At 45.9% G+C, this 20,362-nt stretch carries 12 protein-coding genes; 1 reads left to right on the forward strand and 11 read right to left on the reverse strand.

All coding sequences use genetic code 11. The features are described 5' to 3' along the window. Positions 1-62: 62 nt before the first annotated feature. The 3 genes from araA to IFU39_RS29860 form a co-directional block, all read right to left on the reverse strand. Positions 63-1,487, reverse strand: coding sequence for an L-arabinose isomerase (gene araA, locus IFU39_RS29850; protein WP_091012271.1), 1,425 nt, complete (start codon positions 1,485-1,487; stop codon positions 63-65). Positions 1,488-1,935: 448 nt separating this feature from the next. Then, positions 1,936-2,631, reverse strand: a complete 696-nt coding sequence (locus IFU39_RS29855) for an L-ribulose-5-phosphate 4-epimerase (protein ID WP_047840995.1) — start codon at positions 2,629-2,631, stop codon at positions 1,936-1,938. A gap of 1 nt (position 2,632) precedes the next feature. Beyond that, on the reverse strand, positions 2,633-4,249 hold the full coding sequence (locus tag IFU39_RS29860; RefSeq protein WP_192136328.1) for a xylulokinase: 1,617 nt from the start codon (positions 4,247-4,249) through the stop codon (positions 2,633-2,635). A gap of 439 nt (positions 4,250-4,688) precedes the next feature. Here IFU39_RS29860 and IFU39_RS29865 point away from each other — a divergent pair, with 439 nt between their 5' ends. Further along, positions 4,689-5,780 carry a GntR family transcriptional regulator gene (locus tag IFU39_RS29865; protein WP_091013196.1) on the forward strand — a complete coding sequence of 364 codons (1,092 nt, stop codon included), beginning with the start codon at positions 4,689-4,691 and terminating at the stop codon, positions 5,778-5,780. Positions 5,781-5,954: 174 nt separating this feature from the next. On the opposite strand, the gene IFU39_RS29870 is transcribed toward IFU39_RS29865, so the two are convergent. From IFU39_RS29870 to IFU39_RS29905, 8 genes are all read right to left on the reverse strand, one after another. Next, positions 5,955-6,716, reverse strand: coding sequence for a leucine-rich repeat domain-containing protein (locus tag IFU39_RS29870; RefSeq protein WP_192136329.1), 762 nt, complete (start codon positions 6,714-6,716; stop codon positions 5,955-5,957). 26 nt (positions 6,717-6,742) lie between these two features. Further along, the gene (locus IFU39_RS29875; RefSeq protein WP_192136330.1) at positions 6,743-8,686 is read right to left on the reverse strand and encodes a hypothetical protein; all 1,944 of its coding nucleotides are present in this window, start codon (positions 8,684-8,686) and stop codon (positions 6,743-6,745) included. A 407-nt stretch (positions 8,687-9,093) separates the two neighbouring features. Continuing rightward, positions 9,094-9,819 carry a response regulator transcription factor gene (locus IFU39_RS29880; RefSeq protein ID WP_192136331.1) on the reverse strand — a complete coding sequence of 242 codons (726 nt, stop codon included), beginning with the start codon at positions 9,817-9,819 and terminating at the stop codon, positions 9,094-9,096. Beyond that, positions 9,794-11,548 (reverse strand): sensor histidine kinase, encoded by a 1,755-nt coding sequence (locus IFU39_RS29885; protein ID WP_192136332.1) that lies wholly within the window; start codon positions 11,546-11,548, stop codon positions 9,794-9,796. Before IFU39_RS29885 ends, IFU39_RS29880 begins: the two co-directional genes overlap by 26 nt. A gap of 134 nt (positions 11,549-11,682) precedes the next feature. Beyond that, positions 11,683-14,553: an S-layer homology domain-containing protein gene (locus IFU39_RS29890; RefSeq protein WP_192136333.1), complete on the reverse strand. Its 2,871-nt coding sequence runs from the start codon at positions 14,551-14,553 to the stop codon at positions 11,683-11,685. Between the two features lie 424 nt (positions 14,554-14,977). Continuing rightward, entirely contained in the window at positions 14,978-16,771 is a 1,794-nt protein-coding gene (locus IFU39_RS29895) for a hypothetical protein (RefSeq protein WP_206759604.1), read from the reverse strand. Positions 16,772-16,841: 70 nt separating this feature from the next. After that, entirely contained in the window at positions 16,842-19,133 is a 2,292-nt protein-coding gene (locus IFU39_RS29900) for a glycosyltransferase family 2 protein (protein WP_192136335.1), read from the reverse strand. Further along, positions 19,133-20,227 (reverse strand): bifunctional glycosyltransferase family 2/GtrA family protein, encoded by a 1,095-nt coding sequence (locus IFU39_RS29905; protein ID WP_091012257.1) that lies wholly within the window; start codon positions 20,225-20,227, stop codon positions 19,133-19,135. The genes IFU39_RS29900 and IFU39_RS29905 overlap by 1 nt, the downstream gene beginning before the upstream one ends. Between the last annotated feature and the right edge of the window lie 135 nt (positions 20,228-20,362).

The following is a 20,362-nucleotide window of genomic DNA, read 5'->3' on the forward strand; positions in this document are numbered from 1 at the left end:
GTTAACCCCCGGCCACAGAGAAAAAATCGTATAAGTTCAGGCAGTCAGCTGCCAATCCACTTTTACTTAATAATAACGTACTCCAGATTCACCAGCTTCGCATATGTCACGATCTGATCTGTCGTCAGGTTCAAGGATACAACCGTATGGTGACCGCCACCATTTTCGATCCATGCTTTTACCCCGTCCTGGAAGTTCGGCTTCACGCTCCACAATACACGCGCTACCGGCAGATTAGGTGCTGGAACGGTAGGCTCGAATGCAGATACTTCATTGATCAGCAATTTGTAATGTGTACCGAAGTCTGCCATGGAAACCACGACACCTTCGCCTGCCTTGCCATCGAATACAAGACGCGCCGGATCTTCACGATCGCCAATACCCAGTGGGGACACGATGATTCTTGGTTTTGTACTAGCCAGTGTAGGATCTACTTCAAGCATATGGGATTGCAGGATCGCTTCCTGTCCAGCAGCCATCTCGTAGGTGTAATCTTCCATGAAGCCGGTGTTCTCGTTATGGGCCATGATTTTCAGCAAACGATCCAGTGCAGCTGTTTTCCAGTCACCCTCACCGGCAAATCCGTACCCTTGCGCCATCAGGCGTTGCACAGCCAGACCCGGAAGCTGTTTCATGCCATGCAGATCTTCGAAGTTTGTCGTAAAGGCACTGTAACCACCTTCGTCCAGGAAACGCTTGATCGCAATCTCATAGCTTGCTTGCACACGTACGCTGGCTTCCCAAGCTTCCTTGCTGTTCGTGCCATAGTCGAATTCGTACAGGTCTTTATATTGAGCGATCAGATCGTCGATTTCCTGCTCCGTTACGGCGTTCACGTATTGCACGAGGTCGCCAATGCCGAAGTAATCAACCGTCCATCCGAATTGGATTTGTGCCTCTACTTTATCACCTTCGGTCACGCCAACGTTGCGCATGTTATCTCCGAAGCGAGCAACTTTGAGGTTGAAACCTTCGTTAAAGGCAACCGCTACGTCCATCCAGTCTGCAACCTGCTGTTGCACTTCCGGGCGCTCCCAGTAGCCAACAACGATTTTATTTTGTTTTCTCAGACGGGCATTAATGAAGCCATATTCGCGGTCACCATGCGCCGCTTGGTTCAGGTTCATGAAATCCATATCGATGGTTGCCCAAGGAATGCTTTCGTTGAATTGAGTCGCCAAGTGCAGCAAAGGTTTTTGCAGCAATTTTGTACCACGAATCCACATTTTCGCCGGGGAGAAGGTATGCATCCATGTGATGACACCCGCTACTTCGTCGCGGTAGTTAACTTCCTTCATAATGCTCGTGATTTTATCTGCGGTTACCGCCAGATCCTGCAATACGAGCGGGTACGGCAGTACGCCACTTGCATTAAGGGCATCCGTGATTTTCTGTGCGTTGGCCTTTACTTCGCCCAGTGCTTCTTCTCCGTACAAGTGCTGTGAACCAACCACAAACCAGAATTCTTTTGCTGCTGTTGCTGACATATAATCATCCTCATTTCATTATTTTATAGTTGAACAATATGGGTTTACACTTTGCCACTCCGATTGCAGTACCATCTTCCGATCGCTGGTTATCCCCGGATTTCTTTGATCAATTTTAATAAGGATGATATCCGGTTATAAAGGCGAGCGCTTCGCTTCTTCAGATTGGTTCTGCACTCTCCGTTATCGTGTAAAAAGTATAGTTGAAGAAATGGGTTACACTGGACCACTGCGCAGCCAGAATAATCTTCCGATCACTGTTATCCCCAGATTTTTTTTGGTTCCCTTTTCTAAAGGGAAAATCCGGGGATAAAGGTGAACGCTCCGCTTCTCCAGCTTTCTTCTGTCTTCTCCGTTATCGTGTAAAAGTTTTATACAACTTCGTTGGCAGTAGTAGCACAAGACCTATTCGATTGGATTAGTGTCATCCGATCGATACGCAAACTAATCACTTTTGTCCGTAATACGCGTCTTTTCCGTGTTTACGCAGATAGTGTTTATCCAAAATGCCTTGTGGCAGTTCTTTTGCGAAGTTATTCAACTGCCGCGCGTACAGGTTCATTTTGCATACTTCCTCCAGCACGACACTGTTCACCACCGCTGACTTGGCATCTTTCCCCCACGTAAACGGTGCATGACCATGGAGCAGTACTGCCGGAACCGCCATCACATCAATTCCGCGCTGTTCGAACGTTTCAATAATGACACGTCCTGTCTCCGCTTCGTATCCGCGATCCACCTCGTCCTGGTTCAGGAAACGTGCGCAAGGCACAGCCCCATAGAACGTATCCGCATGTGTGGTTCCCATTACAGGAACATCCAGTCCGGCTTGCGCCCAGATGGTTGCCCATGTGGAGTGTGTGTGCACGATGCCGCCAATCTCCGAGTAATGCTTATATAGTACGGCATGTGTTGCGGTGTCCGAGGAAGGTCTCATCTCACCCTCCACCACGTTACCGTCCAGATCAACCACAACCATGTCGCTTGCTTTCATCACATCGTAGCTGACGCCACTTGGTTTGATTACGAACAGACCGCTTTCCCGATCAATTGCGCTGACGTTACCCCAAGTGAATTTTACAAGTCCGTGCTTGGGCAGTTCCAGATTCGCCTGAAATACCTCTTCTTTCAGTTGTTCTAACATGTTATTCCCTCCCGTTCTCTACCAGATGATCTACAGCTGATTGCTCAATCGCAAGTCCACTCCGATAGCGTTCGATAAATGCTTCAAACCCTTTCACATCCGATGCATCCGGCGCCACTTCGACTCCCTCAACATCGTTAAAGACTTTCTGCTCCAGGAATACATCCAGGCTCTCCTCTTGATCCTTATTGATCATGTACGAAGCCAGAAGTGCCATGCCCCATGCGCCGCCTTCACCAGCGGTAGACATTACCGAGACCGGTACGTTCATCGCAGCAGCTACAATCCGTTGTCCGACGACAGGGGTCTTGAACAGGCCACCGTGAGCCAAAATGCTGTCAATGGCTACATTCTCTTCCTCCGTCAAAATGTCCATACCCAGCTTGAGTGCACCGAAGGCACTGAACAGATGTGTCCGCATGAAGTTTGCCAGATTGAAGTTGCTTTCCGGGGAGCGGACGAACAATGGTCGGCCTTTTTCAAGGCCTGTAATGTTCTCGCCGGAGTAGTAACCGTAGCTGAGCAAGCCACCACCATCTGGGTCTGCCTCCAAAGCTTTGTTAAACAACACGCTGAACAACTTGCCGTTATCCACTTCATATCCCATCGCTTGAGAAAATTCACGGAACAGTCCCACCCATGCGTTGATATCACTGGAACAGTTGTTGGCATGCACCATCCCTACTGGGCTACCATCCGGTGTGGTGACCATATCGATCTCCGGATACACTTTGGATAGTTCCTTCTCCAGTACGATCATGGCAAATACCGAGGTGCCGACCGAGATGTTCCCCGTACGTTTTCTCACGCTATTCGTTGCTACCATACCCGTTCCGGCATCGCCCTCTGGCGGGCAGAGCGGAATGCCTGCTTGCAGATCTTGCGAAGGGTCGAGCAACTTGGCTCCCGCTTCTGTCAATGCACCTGCGTTCTCACCAGCGAGATATACCTTCGGAAGAAGATCCTCAACCTTCCACGGATAACCTTTGCCTGCGATCCGTTCATCGAACTGTTGGATCATGGATGGGTGGTAATTATGTGTAGACTCGTCAATTGGGAAAATGCCTGACGCATCGCCGATGCCAATCGCCTTATTGCCCGTCAGCAACCAGTGGATGTATCCAGCCAAAGTTGTCAGATGATCGATCTGAGGTACGTGTACCTCTTCGTTTAAGATGGCTTGGTACAAGTGAGCAATGCTCCAGCGTTCAGGAATATTGAATTGCAGAAGTTCCGTCAGCTCCCTTGCAGCTGCTCCCGTCGTCGCGTTACGCCAGGTGCGGAAAGGTACCAGCAGTTCGCCCGCGCTATCCAATGCCACATATCCGTGCATCATGGCCGAGAATCCGATCGAACCGACCGTTCGCAGCGTAATTCCGTATTTCTGTTCCACATCTTGCTTCATCTCACGATAAGCCGTCTGCAGACCTGTGATGATATCTTCCTGGTTGTACGTCCAATATCCGTCTTTCAGAAGGTTCTCCCATTCATAACTGCCTGACGCGATGGTCTCAAAACGCTCGTCAATCAACACCGCCTTAATCCGCGTTGATCCAAATTCAATTCCGAGCGAAGTAGCGCCCTTGGTAATGGCTTCTTTCAAGTCCAATTGACTCATAATCACGTGTATCCCCTCTCCGGTTGTGATTCCTCATCCCTAAGGATGCATATATAAGGTGAAGCTTCTACTTATGCAGTAACTACTCATGAATTTTGTATAAGAGGTTGTTCAAAAATCTGTGTTTTCAAAGAATGCGCTTTCCTTTTCTGACAGCCTTAGTATATTTTTTGTACGTACATTTGTCAATCATATATAATAGTTATACTTACAAAGGACACATATTGTACTCTAACTGACCATTCAAAGGTCTTATACGGCTATAAAGTGGCTATGCTGTAAGGTACACCTCTCTGCAAAAAGGCTGGATATGTACGGTTCATTTCGAAAAATATGCTGTTTTATATGCATTCAAACTGAATCATGCTAAAATATGTACGTACAACTATTTGAACAATAAGGTTGATATAGATGAGTAACGATGAAAGAAGTGGACTACGTGAAGCCAAAATACCAGGTCATCATTGATGATATAAAGAGTCATATCCTCTCGGGGGCATATAGCATAGGCGAACAGATTCCAACCGAGTTGGCATTACAGGAGAGCTACAATGTAAGTCGCCAGACGGTGCGGAAGGCTATTTTGGAGTTATCGAACGAAGGATTTTTACGAAGCGAAAAGGGTTCCGGAACTTACGTTAGCAATCAGTATCGATCACGATCAGGCGGCAATACGTCAAAAAAAACCATTGGCGTGATTACAACATACATCTCGGATTACATCTTTCCTTCCATTATCCGCGGTATTGAGAGTCGTCTGAATGAGGACAACTACTCGTTACTGCTCGCCAGCACCAATAATGATGTGGCACAGGAGAAAAAAGCACTCGAAATGATGCTCTCCTATGGTGTGGATGGCCTGATTGTGGAACCGACCAAAAGTAATCTGTATAATCCCAATATTGCATACTACCTGTCATTCAAGGAGCAGGATGTACCGTTTACGATGATTAATGCCTTTTATGAAGAGCTGGAGGTTCCTTTCTTCTGTCTGGATGACGTGCAATCCAGTTATCTCGCCACACGTGAATTGATCGCCAAAGGCCATACCCAGATCGGCATTATTGCGAAAATGGATGATTTGCAGGGTAAGTACAGGATGAAAGGGTACATCAAAGCACTTGGTGAAGCGAAGTTACGGTTCCATCCTGATCAAGTGCTTTCCTTTGATACCGCATCGAAACCGGAGTTATCCTCTAATGTAGCAACGTATCTGGATGAAAACAGGGATTCGCTCACCGCAATCGTCTGTTACAACGATGAAGTAGGACTTGAAGTCGTGCACGCCTGTAGGCAACTGGGTATCTCGATCCCGGATGAGTTATCCATCATTGGACAGGACAATTCATACATCGCCAAGAACGCCAACATCCGGCTTACCACGCTGACTCATCCCCAAGAACAAATGGGCCGTGATTCTGCCGATTGGGTAATCAAGAATCTGCAAGGCAAAAAGGATCTGCCAACGAAAACCTACTATCAGCCGGTGCTGGTTGAGGGGGAGACGGTGAAGGAGATCGAAGTGGAATAATATTGGTGCGGAAACGGAAAAGCGAGAAAGTTGTTACCGAGCGTTCCTGTCCAACACACTTAAAGAAGGCCGTCAGAATCATCTGCGGCCTTCTTTGTTCTTGTTCCATATAATGAGGGATTAACCTTTTCCGATATAAATAATTTAATCTGCTTTAGCCGAAACAGACACCACTTACTGCGCCTGATCCGCTTCTTCGCTTACCAAGCTTACAACGATGCCTTTCTTCTTCAGGTTCTCTACTACCTGCTCAGCACGATCATTCAAAGGATTGTTCGCCAGATATACCTCTGTCAGATGTGGGATGGTTTCGAGCACTGCAATATCCTCAATGAGGTTATCTTCTACATATAGATACTCCAAGGTCGGATGATTTTTTAAAGGTGTCAGATCCTGAATTTTATTATCATTCATAATGATCCATTCCAGCTTTAACTTCTGAAGAGGACTTAGATCAGTCACCTGATTCCCACTGGCGAGCAGACTGGTCAGCTTACGCATATTTTTTAATGGAGCCAAGCTTTTGATTTTGTTATCATCCATAACCAGATTTTGCAGATTAGCCAGACCTGATAATGGCGAGATATCTGTAATCTGATTGCCCTCAACCGCTAAGAACGTCAATTTCTTTAACTTGTTGAGTGGTTTAATATTTTTTATATTTTGGCCAGGCAAGAATAAATCCGTCATATTAACGGCATGTTCAAGACCTTGCAAGTTGGAAATCTTACTTTTCGTTTCCATAGCATATATGGATTTTAATTTTTTCAAATCGGCAGCCTTTAGTTCCTTCTTAGCAGGCAGCTTCAAATCTGCTCGAATAACTTTGGCCAAGACCGGGTCTTTGATAAGCGATGCAGCCGAGATAATAGTGGTCGGTAATAGTACAAAAACCAAACATAAAACGATCATACTTTTGATGAATTGATTACGCATATAGATTCTCCTTTTAAGCATCTTAATTAGTGGCTCCGTTTCAAGGAGTTGAGGTCAGCCGTAACGATTTTACCTGTATTTCCAAAGACGTACACTTTCCCTTTAAACTCCACCGCATCGTACCAATCGTCTACCGTCAAGACATCCTGCTTGGTCCATTTCTCAGCGTCATCGGAAAGGAAGATGGAACCTTCACTGCCGACAGCAATAAAGAGATTGCCCACGTATGAGATGCCAAAGAATCCAGTGTTCATTCCACGAGCATATAATTCGTCACGGAACTCTGTCCTCGCCCATTTCTTACCGTCCTCTGAAGTCAAAATAACCGCACTCTGTGCATTCCCATAGTGACTAGCAGTGGTCACGACAAATTTCCCGTCACCCCATACCACATCGAAATTATGTCCAGGGAACCGTGCCGGGATTTCGTTCCACTTCAGACCATCCTCGGAGACGAGCAAAAGCCCTTTTTCTCCAACGGCTACCAGTGTTGTGCCGTTTGATGCCATCGCATTGATTTTTCTCTTTACATTAGTGTTCAATGTTCTCCACGTCTTCCGATCCTTGGAAGAAAGAATCGTGCCGGCCTCCCCTGGCACGTAATACGTATTATTGGCATATAACACACTCGTAAGTGATTGAGTTGTCGGTGATTTAATGACTGTCCACTTTACCCCATCAACAGAGGACATCATCTTCCCGTTATCTCCTACCGCAAAAAAGTCCTTCCCTGACCATACAACTCCCCGAAGTGGATACGCTTGATCCACATAAGAAGATTGCCATTTGCCAGCCGTGTTCATCTTTGCAGAACCCTGCGAGCTGACGGAAAGGAAGTTAAGCTGGCTACGGTACCCACCCACCAGCACCAGCCTATCCTTGCTCACTGCTGCTTCATATACGTTACTTGGAAGCACAAAAGAATATCGCTTTGTCAGCTTCCATTTGCGCCCATCCGCAGATGTTTGAATACCAGCATTCGTAATCGTTATATACTGTTTGCCGTTGTGAATGGTAAACAACGGGTTCTGCTTAGGGCTAGTTGCAAACCCAGCATCGCTCCAGCTCTTACCATCCTTGGATGTCCAGTTGACCTCCTTCAGGACATGATTAGCTTTATTCACATATTCAAAACCAAAAATATAAAACCTGTCCTTTGCCCAGTACACCTTGGACCAAAAGGCTTTGGACGATACGTATGTCCATTTCTGTCCATCCTTCGAGGTCATGATCGTTGCATCCCCTACAGCAACAAAGGCTCCACCGCCATAGGTCATATCCCAAACTTGCTCATAATTAGGCTGATTGGTCTTCACCTTTTTCCAGGTAATTCCTTCTTTGGATACCGCTACGACTCCACCTTCATAACCTTGAGCCACGAAGGTATTATTGCCCCATGCTACTGCTGTAAAATTGGTGGAGATCCCTGTTTTTCGCTCGGTCCACGTTAATCCATCCTCTGAAGAGAAAATCTTTCCTTCATATGTTGTTCCACCAACTGCAATATATCGTTTCCCGTTCCATACGGCGTCTTTTAAAAATCTTATATGTATTGAATTATTTAACTTCTCCCATGACAGACCATCAGTGGATGTCCATACGGTTACGATATCTGCTTCCTCACGAAAACCCATGAATTCTGACTTTCCACGAATAATCAAACTAAAATCTACTGGATTGCCGGTATAGATTGTCTTCCATGTAACTCCGTCCTTAGAGGTTTTCACATAGCCTCCAGCAGCTGGCATCATATAAATCCCTCCACCATAGGCAATGGAATAAGAAAATCCACTATTTAACTCATCGAACGAAGACCAATTAAGGTTCAACTGACTTTTTACTACAGTATCCTCAATGTTCGCAACTTCACCCTCTGCCTGGGCAGGATGTACAGAAATTAGGGAAAACAGCAGAATCGTAGTTAACAGCAGAGGTATTACTTTTAGTGAAAAAACTAGTGTGCGACTCATAGTTATCTCCTTACATTATTTAATACTAGAAATATACCATGATCTGGAATGAAACACATGGATATTATCTTCATCCTAATTTAATAGAAACCCTCCCGCTCTCATCCTATAACTGTTCCGTTAAGAACGGATAATGGACTACTTCATCCAGGAATGTAACCCTAATATAATATAGGCGTTTATAATTTTTTCATTGACACTGCCTTTAATAAAAAGATATATTCATTGATGTTGATAATCATTATCAGTTATATAAAGGTTTTATATATCTACTTGTTCACATCCCCATGGATGGGATGGATCAACCCGGATATTCAGCACCACCAAATATAATTTAAGATTCAGGAAGGGGAAACACATGAACACGAAGAGAAAGCTGCCCAATGTTCATTAGGCGGTTTGCTACTTCATGATAATTCGGAATCACTCTTTTTATTGGGAGACTTCTCCCTGCGTATGATAGGATTACTCCCGCTACCTATAACGGCAAAGTCATGAGCCCGGGCAACCGCACTAACACGATTATGTACCTCAAGTTTCGAGAATATATGTCTTACATGAACCTTGACGGTGCTCAAGCTGATCTGTAGCTGTTCGGCTATTTCTTCATTAGTCGATCCGGCTGCAATGCCCTGTAGCACTTCTCTCTCTCGCGATGTCAGTAGTGCGACCAGCGCCGGTGCTTCCACCACATGTGATGTATTGGATATAGACTCGTCTTCATTGCCTGCATGGTTACCAGCCCATCCCTCAATTGACTCCTCCGACGATATACTGCGTTTATTCATTGCTCTTGTGATCGTCTGAGCCAGCCGAATTCTAGAAATTGGCTTGACCATATAGTCTAATGGATAAACGTCATAGGCATTCAGCGCAAATTCTGCGTGGGAGGTTGTAAACACAATATCAAGTTCAGCACGAATTGAGCGCAAGTTGCGAGCCAACTCTAATCCATTGTCCCCAGCGATCATGATGTCCAAAATAGCTAGATCCACGTTGCTGCCCCGGACAAAGTCCAGTGCCTCTGCCGCATCTCGGAAGCTTCCGACAAGATTAACGCCTTCCATATTCGACAGCATTCGCTTCATAGCGAGCAGCATCGCGAACTCATCGTCCACGATAAGAACTTTCATCTCCTGTTCCGCCTCTCATGGTGAAGTGAAACACACTTCCTTCGCCTAATTTGCTATCCGCCCACAAGACTCCGCCGCTTCGCTGGGCGAATTGTCGGCTCACGATCAGTCCAAGTCCTGTACCTTTCTCGCCCAAGGTGCCCGGCAATGAACCCAGCCGCATTTCTCCGAATAATTGCCGAACGTACTCCTCTTCCATACCGATCCCATTATCGCGGATAGAAACAGTTACCTTTTCTCCCGATAGATGAGCGGATACATGGATGGAGCCGCCAACCCCAGTAAATTTAATAGCATTGGATAACAGATTGCGAATAATTAATCCAAGTGCTTCTCGATCTACATACGCACAAGTGCCTGGAGCAATACTGTAATTCACCCTAATCTGTTTTACCTCACTTTGAATATGCAGCATATGAAAGCATTCCTCCACAACTTCAGTTAACTCCAATAACTGTGGACGAAGCACCATGTCTTCACTCTGACTGCGGAACCATTCTAATAAATTATTCGTCATTCCCAGTGTAGTGCGAGTCTGGTTCCCCAACTGCTCAATGATTTCCCGATGATCTGGCCTGAAGCTTTCTCTATCTTCTTCCAACAATTCAACGAGTTGAAACTGCACCGCCAGCGGAGTACGAATATCGTGTGATACGATTGTAACCAGTTGATCTTTCAATTGGCTGAGTTGAGCAATTTGATCCAAATGCTGCTGTTTCTCCGTAATATCGAATATCAGAGAGATAACCCCTTGTCTCTGCTTACGCTGCGTATGCAGCGGATATACGTTTATACTGTACATTTTTCTTTCGCCATCCAACCAAACTTCAATCTCGACATTGCCCGGTTGCATAGACTCGCACAACGTGTACCAATTGGGCCATCTTGCAAGCAAATCCGTAATATTCTGACCAGAAATGGAGGGTTGACCCAGCTTCGTGAACCACTCGGAGGCTTGTTTGTTGTTGTCGATGATCTTGCCCGAAGCATTCGCAATTAGAATACTCTCCTGTAGTGTATCAAGCACCATGTTCCTTGCAAATGGAACGATAGAGAAAAACTTGAATCGCAACACAATCACGAGCATGATCATACCTATAAAACTGCAGTAAACCGTAAACGAAAGGAGCCACGAGGACCATGCAGGGTGCACGAATCTAATAATCTCAAAAACAACAGAAAAAGAGGCGAAAAACAGAACCCACATGATCGGTTTTCGCAAATCACCGCGAATATTTCGAATATAATGAAATAACAAATAAAAAGATATAGCTACAATACTATAACAAATCATAGAGAACATAATGGAATATCCCGTTTTGACTGTGACCAAATGACCATCATGAAGTTCTAATGATCGATAGATCATATGTAACTCTGAATTGAACCACATGAGCAGTGACCAGAGTGCGAATATGATGAAAAGCCCAATCTTCCAGCGGGGTCTAAGAAACTTGTCTCGGCCGATTAATTCGAGGGTGAACAATAAGAAGAAAGGCACCATTAAACTAAGAGCCGTTTGATGTACATTGCGAAAAATCAGCTTGTCTCCTAATTCATAGCTGCTTCTCTCCAGAATGACACCGATGGAGTAAGTAATTCGGCATACAATGACACCGAGAAGATACTTTACACCACGCTCTTTTCTGAACCCGTATACCGAGATAAGAATGATGCAGGTCATCATTACCGAAGCAATCATAACAACAAGCTCTATTGTGGAATTCATGAGGGAGGTCCTTTATGGATGAATTAGAAAAATAATATATAAAAAAACCTATATAACAGGAGTTTCTCTCCACATTATATAGGTCTCTCTAATACAAGACAACAAATTGCAGTAAGTTCTATCTCACCTTGAGATTAGTACAGTGACTTCCAGAGTCTGAGCATTACGACGGCTGCTTCCGCTCTGGTTGTCACTCCATCCGGTACGAATTGGTTGTCTCCCCGACCTTGCAGGAGTCCATTTTCGTGTGCAGCTTTCACATAAGATTGTGCCCAAGCTGGAATGCTTGCACGGTCAGAGAAGTTTAGATCAGACTCGATATCTGTCTCCCACTTCAGCGCTTTTGCAAGCATTACTGCCATTTCTGCCCGATCGATCTCCTGCTGCGGGCGAAATGTTCCATCTGGGTATCCGTTGAGAATTCCCTCGATTGCTCCCGTGTGAATGGCCAATTGCGCCCATTCGGGTGTACTGTACTTATCACTGAAGGGATTGGCAACTGATTGTTGCACGCTTGGAATCTGGAGTGTTCGCAGCAACATGACGGCAAACTCTGCCCGTGTTACGGTTCTATCAGGAGCAAAGCTATTTGTATTCACCCCTTCAACGATCTGCAATCTCGCTGCTTCACAAATATCCGTATTTGCCCAGTGAGCCTGAATGTCTGTAAAAGCACATTCGGGACTCGCAGATGTGTTTTCGTTATCGTCAAGACGTGTAACCGTAATGGTGTAGACCTTGCGGGTTCCATTTTCCGCTTGAACGGTAATCTTAATCGTCTGAGTTCCCATTACTAAAGGAATGCTTGTCGTATCAATTACAGGCTTACTCAGCAGCTTAACGACTGCCTTCGAATCAGCAGCAACCCAGTGAAGCACCAGTTGTTCACCAGATGTCTCCATGGTATACTCCGTAATCTCTGGAGCAAATTGAGGCGTTAGTTCCTCTGTGGAACCTCCAACACGAAGAGTTAATTGAGCCAGATTTGCGTTAGGAGATTGCTCTACGCTGGATGATCCCGATCCTCCTGCTCCTGCTCCTGCTCCTGATCCTCCTCCTGATCCTCCACCGGAGCTTACGACATCTACTGTTCGAAGCACGGACGCGGCTGCATTTCCAGAGCTATCCTGCAATTTGTAAGTAAGTACATAGCTTCCCGCTCGATTCACATTTACCGTTCCGGTCACCTTGATCTGCGAGGTCAAATCACCATCAACCGCATCTTGCGCTTTTGCGCCAGGATCTGTGTAGGCACTGCCTATCTTCATTTGCATGGACGGACTTCCAATCAACGTAATGATCGGCGGCGTCACATCCACTGTGAACGTATGTATCGCGGAATCCGGGCCCACATTGCCCGCTACGTCGCTTGCCCTCGTCTTCACCATATGCGTGCCTTCTGGCAATGGCGATTCTACCGCCCACGCCCAGCTTCCGTTACTCCCTGCCGTTGCCGTTCCCGCAACAGTTCCGTCCAGTACAACCGTGACCGTAGCTCCCGCTTCCGACGTGCCGCTAACCGTTGGCGTCGCATTATTCGTCATGTGTCCGTTGCTCGGAATCGTTATGATCGGTGCCGCTGGAGGTGTCTTATCCTCTACCTCAAACGTTAAGGATTGCAACTGCTCATGCGCTGGAACCGAATCGCTTGCTGTTATTTTTATCGTATAGGTTTCCGGCGTGTAGGTGCTCTCGTCGATCGTGACCGGAAAGTTAAAGGTTTGATTGCTACTTGTAGCGTTAATTGCATATACATCTTGAGTTACAGTACCATTCGAAGCATTCTTGATCGTATAGCTAACTTCCAGAGGCTCACCAATGCTACCATCCCGGACATAACCGGAGATCATGAACTGGTTATCCCCTAGTTCCGTGGAATACGTCGCTGATGAGAGCGGATCCACCCTCAACACGGGAGAGAAAGACTTCAAGTAGGGGTGGCTCATGTCTTCTTGAATTCCCCAAATCGCGGAATCCCACCCTATATAAGTGACCCACTCTTTCATTGCGTCCAGACTCATTGCTCCGTCTATTCCCGATTGGTTGCCTGTCGTATTGAGCCCGGGATTGTCGCTCAAGTTCCAATAAGAGTTGGCGATGGACATACCGCTGCCAATGATGATGTTGTTATCTCCGACCAAACCACCAGCTAAGCCGTTGTCACGCGTGACAGTCCCCGTTGCATAACTATCCTCAACAGTTCCAGAATTCCCTGCACCTATTAACCCGCCGATAGCCGCATTACCAACGCCCGTCACATGACCTGTTGCATAACTTTTGAGAACATTGCTATTAGAATAACCAACTAACCCGCCAGCATTTCTGTCGCTTGAAACGTCACCTGTTGCGTAACTCTTTTCGATAATACTATTACCGTTATACCCCACTAATCCCCCTACATGAGTATTGCCAACCGAATATATGCGGACGTGCGCATCGCTATTCACTAGAGCAATTAATGAAGTTTGTCCGACTAGGCCGCCAGTTGAGAAACCATTACTATGTATGTCACCGGTTACTGAAATACGGTCTAACATAAGGTATGTACTCGAAGCAGAGGCTATACCAACAAGTCCACCGACTTGGCCGTTTGCATTAGAAGATGTAATATTCACATTCTCCAATCGCACATTGTAAATCGTTGCAGGCTCGCGCACATAACCGAACAGACCAATGTAATCAGCAGATGAGACGATTGTCATTCCACTAATCGTGTAACCAGCTCCATCCAATTGACCTTCAAACGCATTAGCGGGTGAAGTCCCGATCGGATTCCAATTGTCATAGGAGGTTAAATCAATGTCAGATTGGAGCTTGTAACTTGCCGTCAAGTCATCTCGAACATGATCCAAATCCTCTGCTGCACGAATGATATACGGATCGGTTGGACTGCCATTTCCCCCTCCGCTGAAAACATGTGCCGCCTGAACAGGCACCGGCCTCAATCCCATCCAAGGCCCAATCGCCAGCAAAACAACGATAACAACCATCCATTTTCTTTTCATTATGTATTCCCCACTCCTTCTCCCGCTTTCACAATCCGTCTCTCACCTCAACGCTTTTGTAAGCATCATCGGTCATTCATATTAAAGTCCTACTATACATTGTATTGCCCATCCTATCTATTGACCGAAAGGAGTAGAACAAGGGGACAAGGAAATGGGACAGGATAATTCGTGCGAATTGCTTGCTCAATACCACGAGATGGAATGGACGAATTACTCCTAACATGGCAAGGCCTTCATTAGCAAACAGTTAAGAGAAATAAACAAGCCAACTCCGGTGACTGGAATTAGCTTGTTTATTTCTCAACTACCAGAGTAGCTGCTTAGTTTAGAAAGAGGCAGATGCTAGCTACGCGTAGCATTTTGCCTCCTTTCCTCCATCCAGCATCATGAATGACTTGACCAGAACAAAATCATCTATATCCTACGTCAACGTAAGAACGATCTGATCCCCGGAATGGGTGATTTTGTAGATACCTTCCTGCATGTCGATGCCATAGTGCTTTTTCAACAAATACTTGGCGTTGAGATCCGTCTCGACGACCACCAGGTAATCATAGCCACTCAGAAGGTTGTCCATATTATCCTCATAGAACAACACGATTCCGTCCACATGAGGAGCATACAAGAAATACTTTCCTACATATTGCATGTAATAGTTCGTGACCTGCTGGTCCCTGTCTGAGGCGTAGAAGAGATATCTATTCTCATCCTCCTGCCCGCCTGGGTACCACCGATCACCAGTAACCGCATGAATCTTGTAAGGGAGCGTTGTATCGTAGGTCTTGGCAATCGAGACGATCCCGTTGTATTCCGATAAAAGGATGGTCGCCGCAACAGCCATACAGCCGATAATCCCTTTTTGATAATGACCCTTCGTCTTGACCGTCTTAAAGGATTGATAATCAGGCACTTCACCGATCCGATAGTGGAATGAACGCTCCAGATCGATCGCAGCGCACAATACCAGCCCACCGGCGAACAGGACCACGATACTCGATGCGTAACGCTCAAATCCTGCCAGGACAATGGCTTCATCCAGTGGCATGGAGAAGAGATATAACGCCAGTATGCCTGCATAGTACAGTAACACTACAACGTCCAAAGCAATTAATGCTTTCCATAAGTTCCACTTCTTCTTGAGCACAACAACGGCAAAGATCGAAGCGCCAATCGCGACAAGCTGGAAAAGTACAATGCCGAGCACTGGCCTGGACGTGATATCCATGCTTGATTTCAGGAAGAGCATCAGAATCTCCCATTTCTGTTCCCCCGTCTTGCCCGCTTTGATCACCGAGGCTGTGCCCTCGAACTTGTTATCAATCCCTTGGAATACCGTCGCCATTCGCCAGCTCCAGCCGAAATACGGAAGTAATGAACCACCAAGGGTACCCAGCACAGCCAGTCCGACTTTCCAGTTCGAGCGTTGCCCATTTCTCAACCATGTATACACCAGGAAGATTAGGCCGATCGCGGCAAAAATAATCCCTGTGCTTTTGATAATGGTTAGCAATCCGGCAAGCGGAAGAACAACAATACATGCCTTTTTGATCTCATGACGATATTGGTAAATAACCGCCAGGATCGCGAGCGCGTAGATCGGAAGCAAGAAATCCACGAGTAAATTGGTAATCCGAATCGTAAGATTGAAAAAGGAAAGCGTCGATAAACCGAGTCCGAGAAAAGCGTACAAAAGAAAGCGTTTCTTCTCCGAAACGATGCCGAACATGGCATAAAAACAGGAAAAGATCAGCAGACCTTGTGCCAAAAGCATCACGGACTGGGAATGCCCCATGAAGCGACAGACATAATAAATAAATGACGAAGTCCCAAGCGGATAGTTTTTAAAATCAATCAGGCTAGAGTCTGGCGTCGGAAAGGCATTTGTACTCAACATCTGCTTCAAAACGATAGCCCAGTGCGAGAAATTATCGTAGTGTGTCAGTTCATTTTGGAACAGAATCAGCAAAAAGATGAACGTTCCGCCCAGAAAAGAAAACTGAAATAACGAGAACAATACATTTGGTTTGGTCCCTTGTAGGACAGCTCGAACCAGCGTACCTCTAACAAACACCAAGCCTAGTATCAACACAATGATACTTCCTATAAAGAGCTGACCTGCCAAGCCAGCGAAATATACGATGCAGGCAATCGAGGAAAACACAAATACAGGGATAAACTCCCACCGTAGTGCAAGTGTCTTCCGAACAAACTGCATATAACCAACAAAGGAGATTATCAATAAAACTCCCATCACAAAATGAAGCACAATGAGCATTGTATCTCTCCTAACCCTCTCTGGTGGAACGATCGGAATGTGGCTGAATCAAATCAGTCAGCAATTGGTCGATCAGGCCCTTCTCCACAATATCATCGATATTCTCCACCGAGAGAAGCACTTCGCGCTCACGGGCTGTCGTTTTTCCCGTATGTTGCAGAATGACTTCAATATTACTCTTCGTATAAAAAGTAACGACCGCTCCTGCCGCAATATCACCATGGAATCCCGTCGCGGAGAAGAAACGATAATTGAAGCTTCGCAGTGTACAGCTAGCATCATTGGTGAAATGAACTGGAAGCTGAAGGGAAAGCCGCGGCATTTTTCGCTGATCCGATCTGGGTTGAACAATACGTTTTTTCACATTACGTAACATATCGTCATAAGCCGTATCCCACAGATTCATCTGCTCTGGCAAGGAGTGTTTACGGTCATAGATGATTTGCATATATTGGCGGTTATCATGCTCATCGACCGGCTGAACCGTTGCCGAGTAACGCCAGCCCTCTCCATCCTGTTTCACATAAACGATAACTGCATCGAGGTTGGCCTCATATCGCTCAGTTTTGACGACCAGAGAGATGATCTTCTGCTCAGCCAAATAAATGGGATAAGGGACATAGAAGGCAATCCCTTGTTCCGATACATCCACCGTCTTGGCCTGATACCGCAGATTGTTGGCTTGATCGTGGATCATGACATCTTCCTGCGCCCGAATCCGTTCTGTCTCCCGATACGCACGACGGCCAATCATGAAGAACAGGGCGTAACATAGCGCGATCATGTTATGAACCAGCCAGAAAATAATGATACTGCTGAAGAACAGCGCGATCCCGTACTTGCCGTTGACATACCGAATCACGGCCGCAATGGAAAGCAACAGCAGGAAAATATGCGGAAGTGCATATAACAGAGCAGACATCCATTGTCGACCGTTCGCTCTGCTTTTGTTGGTAACTTTGAACTTTTTCTCACGAATGCCCACCGTCTCCAGGAGAACCGGCCAGATCAGATAAGGCATAAATATCGTATCGATAACCTGACTCCATCGCTGATTCCGAATATTGCTGGACAGATATCGCATGGATAGACTATAGAAGAAATAGGACGGAAGCCAGAATATTAAGATTTGCCAGAAGGTTGTATTTACAATCTGGAAGTCGAATAACGCAAACAAAATAGGCGCCAAAATGAATATCAAGCGGTTAAAGAAGGACCACCAGTATAAGAAACTGCTCAAGTAGGTTACTCTCGTCCAAAAAGGAAGCTTCCCAGATATAGGTGCACGCGTATTCTGCAGGCTCTGAATGATACCCCTTGCCCAGCGAATCCGTTGCTTAATCATACTCTTGACTGTGGTTGTCGTCTGCCCGGCAGCTTGAACTTCCTGAGTAGCATAGGTAATATAACCTTCCTGCTGCAAGCGGATGCTTGTCTCAAAGTCCTCGGTGATCGTATTAAGCGGAAAACCTCCGATGTCTTCCATGCCCTGCCGGGAAATGATCGTATTACTTCCTGTATAGGCTACCGCATTGGAGGCATTACGCAGGATGTTCACTTCTCTGGAGAAGAAATCCTGTTCATTCGGAATACCTTGCTCTGCATACAGGTTAAACTGGAACAGATCCGGATTGTAGAAGCTTTGCGGGGTCTGTACCAGACCAAGCTTGAACTTAGGGTCCATCTCGTCCTCTCGGAGAGGACGCCATACCTCATTCTCCTTAATAAACGTGGAGAGCATGAAATAGGGTACCGTTTTCATCAAAAAGGTGTGCTGTGGAATCATATCCGCATCAAACGTTGCAATGAGCGGCGAAGAGCTTTTGCTCAGTGCATTGTTCAGATTACCAGACTTGGCATCCTTGTTTCCGGGGAACCCCAGATATCCCACGCCAAACTGTCTGGCAAGCTCCTCCACCTCTGGTCTCGCTCCATCGTCACAGAGATAGATATGAACCTTCTGCTTGTCCGGGTAATCCATGAACGTACAGGCATTAACCGTTTTATATAACAGATCAACAGGCTCATTATGCGTAGCAATAAATACATCCACATCCGGATAATATTCCGGTGGCACAATTGGAAAGTCGAGCTGTGTACGTTCTTTTTGCATCTTTTGAAAGAATAATTCAAAGGTTGTCAGTACGGTGACCGTTTCAGCAACAATCAACAGCATACCAAAAATGACGTTCAGAACGCCTTCACCCCATGGCAACGTAAAGAACGTACGCCATACCAAATAAATCGACATCAGGATCATCGTGATGACAAAAAAGATATTCTGCCTTTTTTCGTTTTGCACTACAACTGCTTCCTCCTTGCTGCAAATACCCATCTTCGCTGCAATTGGAAACTGAGCAGGAACAGCAAGGCATCACAGACGAATTTCGCCAATTTCTCATCTACGAAGAGAACGGTATGGAATATATATACACCGGTACTGGAAAGCAAAATCACTACTCCACATAACGTTAGATAGCGCCATAAACTTCCCTGGCTATCCTCCTTGCGGAATACAAAATGTCTGTTCAGTACATAGTTGACTACAATGGAAATAACTCTCGCAATCACGGTTGCAAGCAGAATTCTTAAATAGTGCTGCTCACCCAACACGGGCCGCAACGCGTCTATTAAAAACCAGGCAATGCCCAAATCCACAACAGAACTAGCCACCGATGATGAGATGAACCGCAGGAAATTGGAGAACAACACCCCCATGACCCGAGCACTATCCTGGATCGCTTTAAAATGAGTGCCCGCATTGCCATTCTCATAGATGACTTGGATTGGCATGGTATGAATCGGTATCCCAGACTGAATGCACGAGATAAGCATCTGCAGCTCATATTCAAATCGAGTGCCGCGAACATCCTGCATAAACGCAAGTAACCCTGGACCGAAGGCACGAAGCCCAGTCTGGGTATCTGACAGTTTTTTACCATAGAGCATGGCAAAAATAAAGGAGGTCATCCGATTGCCTAACAGGGACTTTGGGGGGATATTCCCTTCGCTGAAGTTCCTTACCCCGAGCACCAACGAATCCGGATGAAGCCTTGTTTCTTGGGCTATGCGGTATACATCCTCAGCTGCGTGTTGTCCGTCTGAATCTGCGGTTACGACGAAAGAAGATGCGTCGAATTGCTTCCCAATATACTCAAATCCGGTCTTGAGTGCAGCACCTTTGCCCTGATTTTCCGCATGTGTCAGCAGAGCACAACCGTTCTCACGAAGCTCCTCGAAAATCGACTGGTAGGCCTCACCAGATCCGTCGTCCACAATAACAATATTAGTAAATCCATACTCTCGCAATTGCCGTACATAGGCTGGAAGTCTCTCATCCGGTTCAAGCGATGGAATGAGGATGATCGTTTCGCCGTTTTGTCTATCTATAATCATCCCGATAAGCCTCAATTCGACATATTTTCACAAATTCTTTTTTGAATATTGTGAGTATAACATCGAAAAGGCATACAGTAAACGAATAACTTGTATATATATTGGTAAAAAAGTTGCACCCTTTTATAAGCTAGT

The organism is Paenibacillus sp. CFBP 13594 (assembly GCF_014842675.1).
Taxonomy (GTDB): Bacteria; Bacillota; Bacilli; order Paenibacillales; family Paenibacillaceae; genus Paenibacillus; species Paenibacillus amylolyticus_B.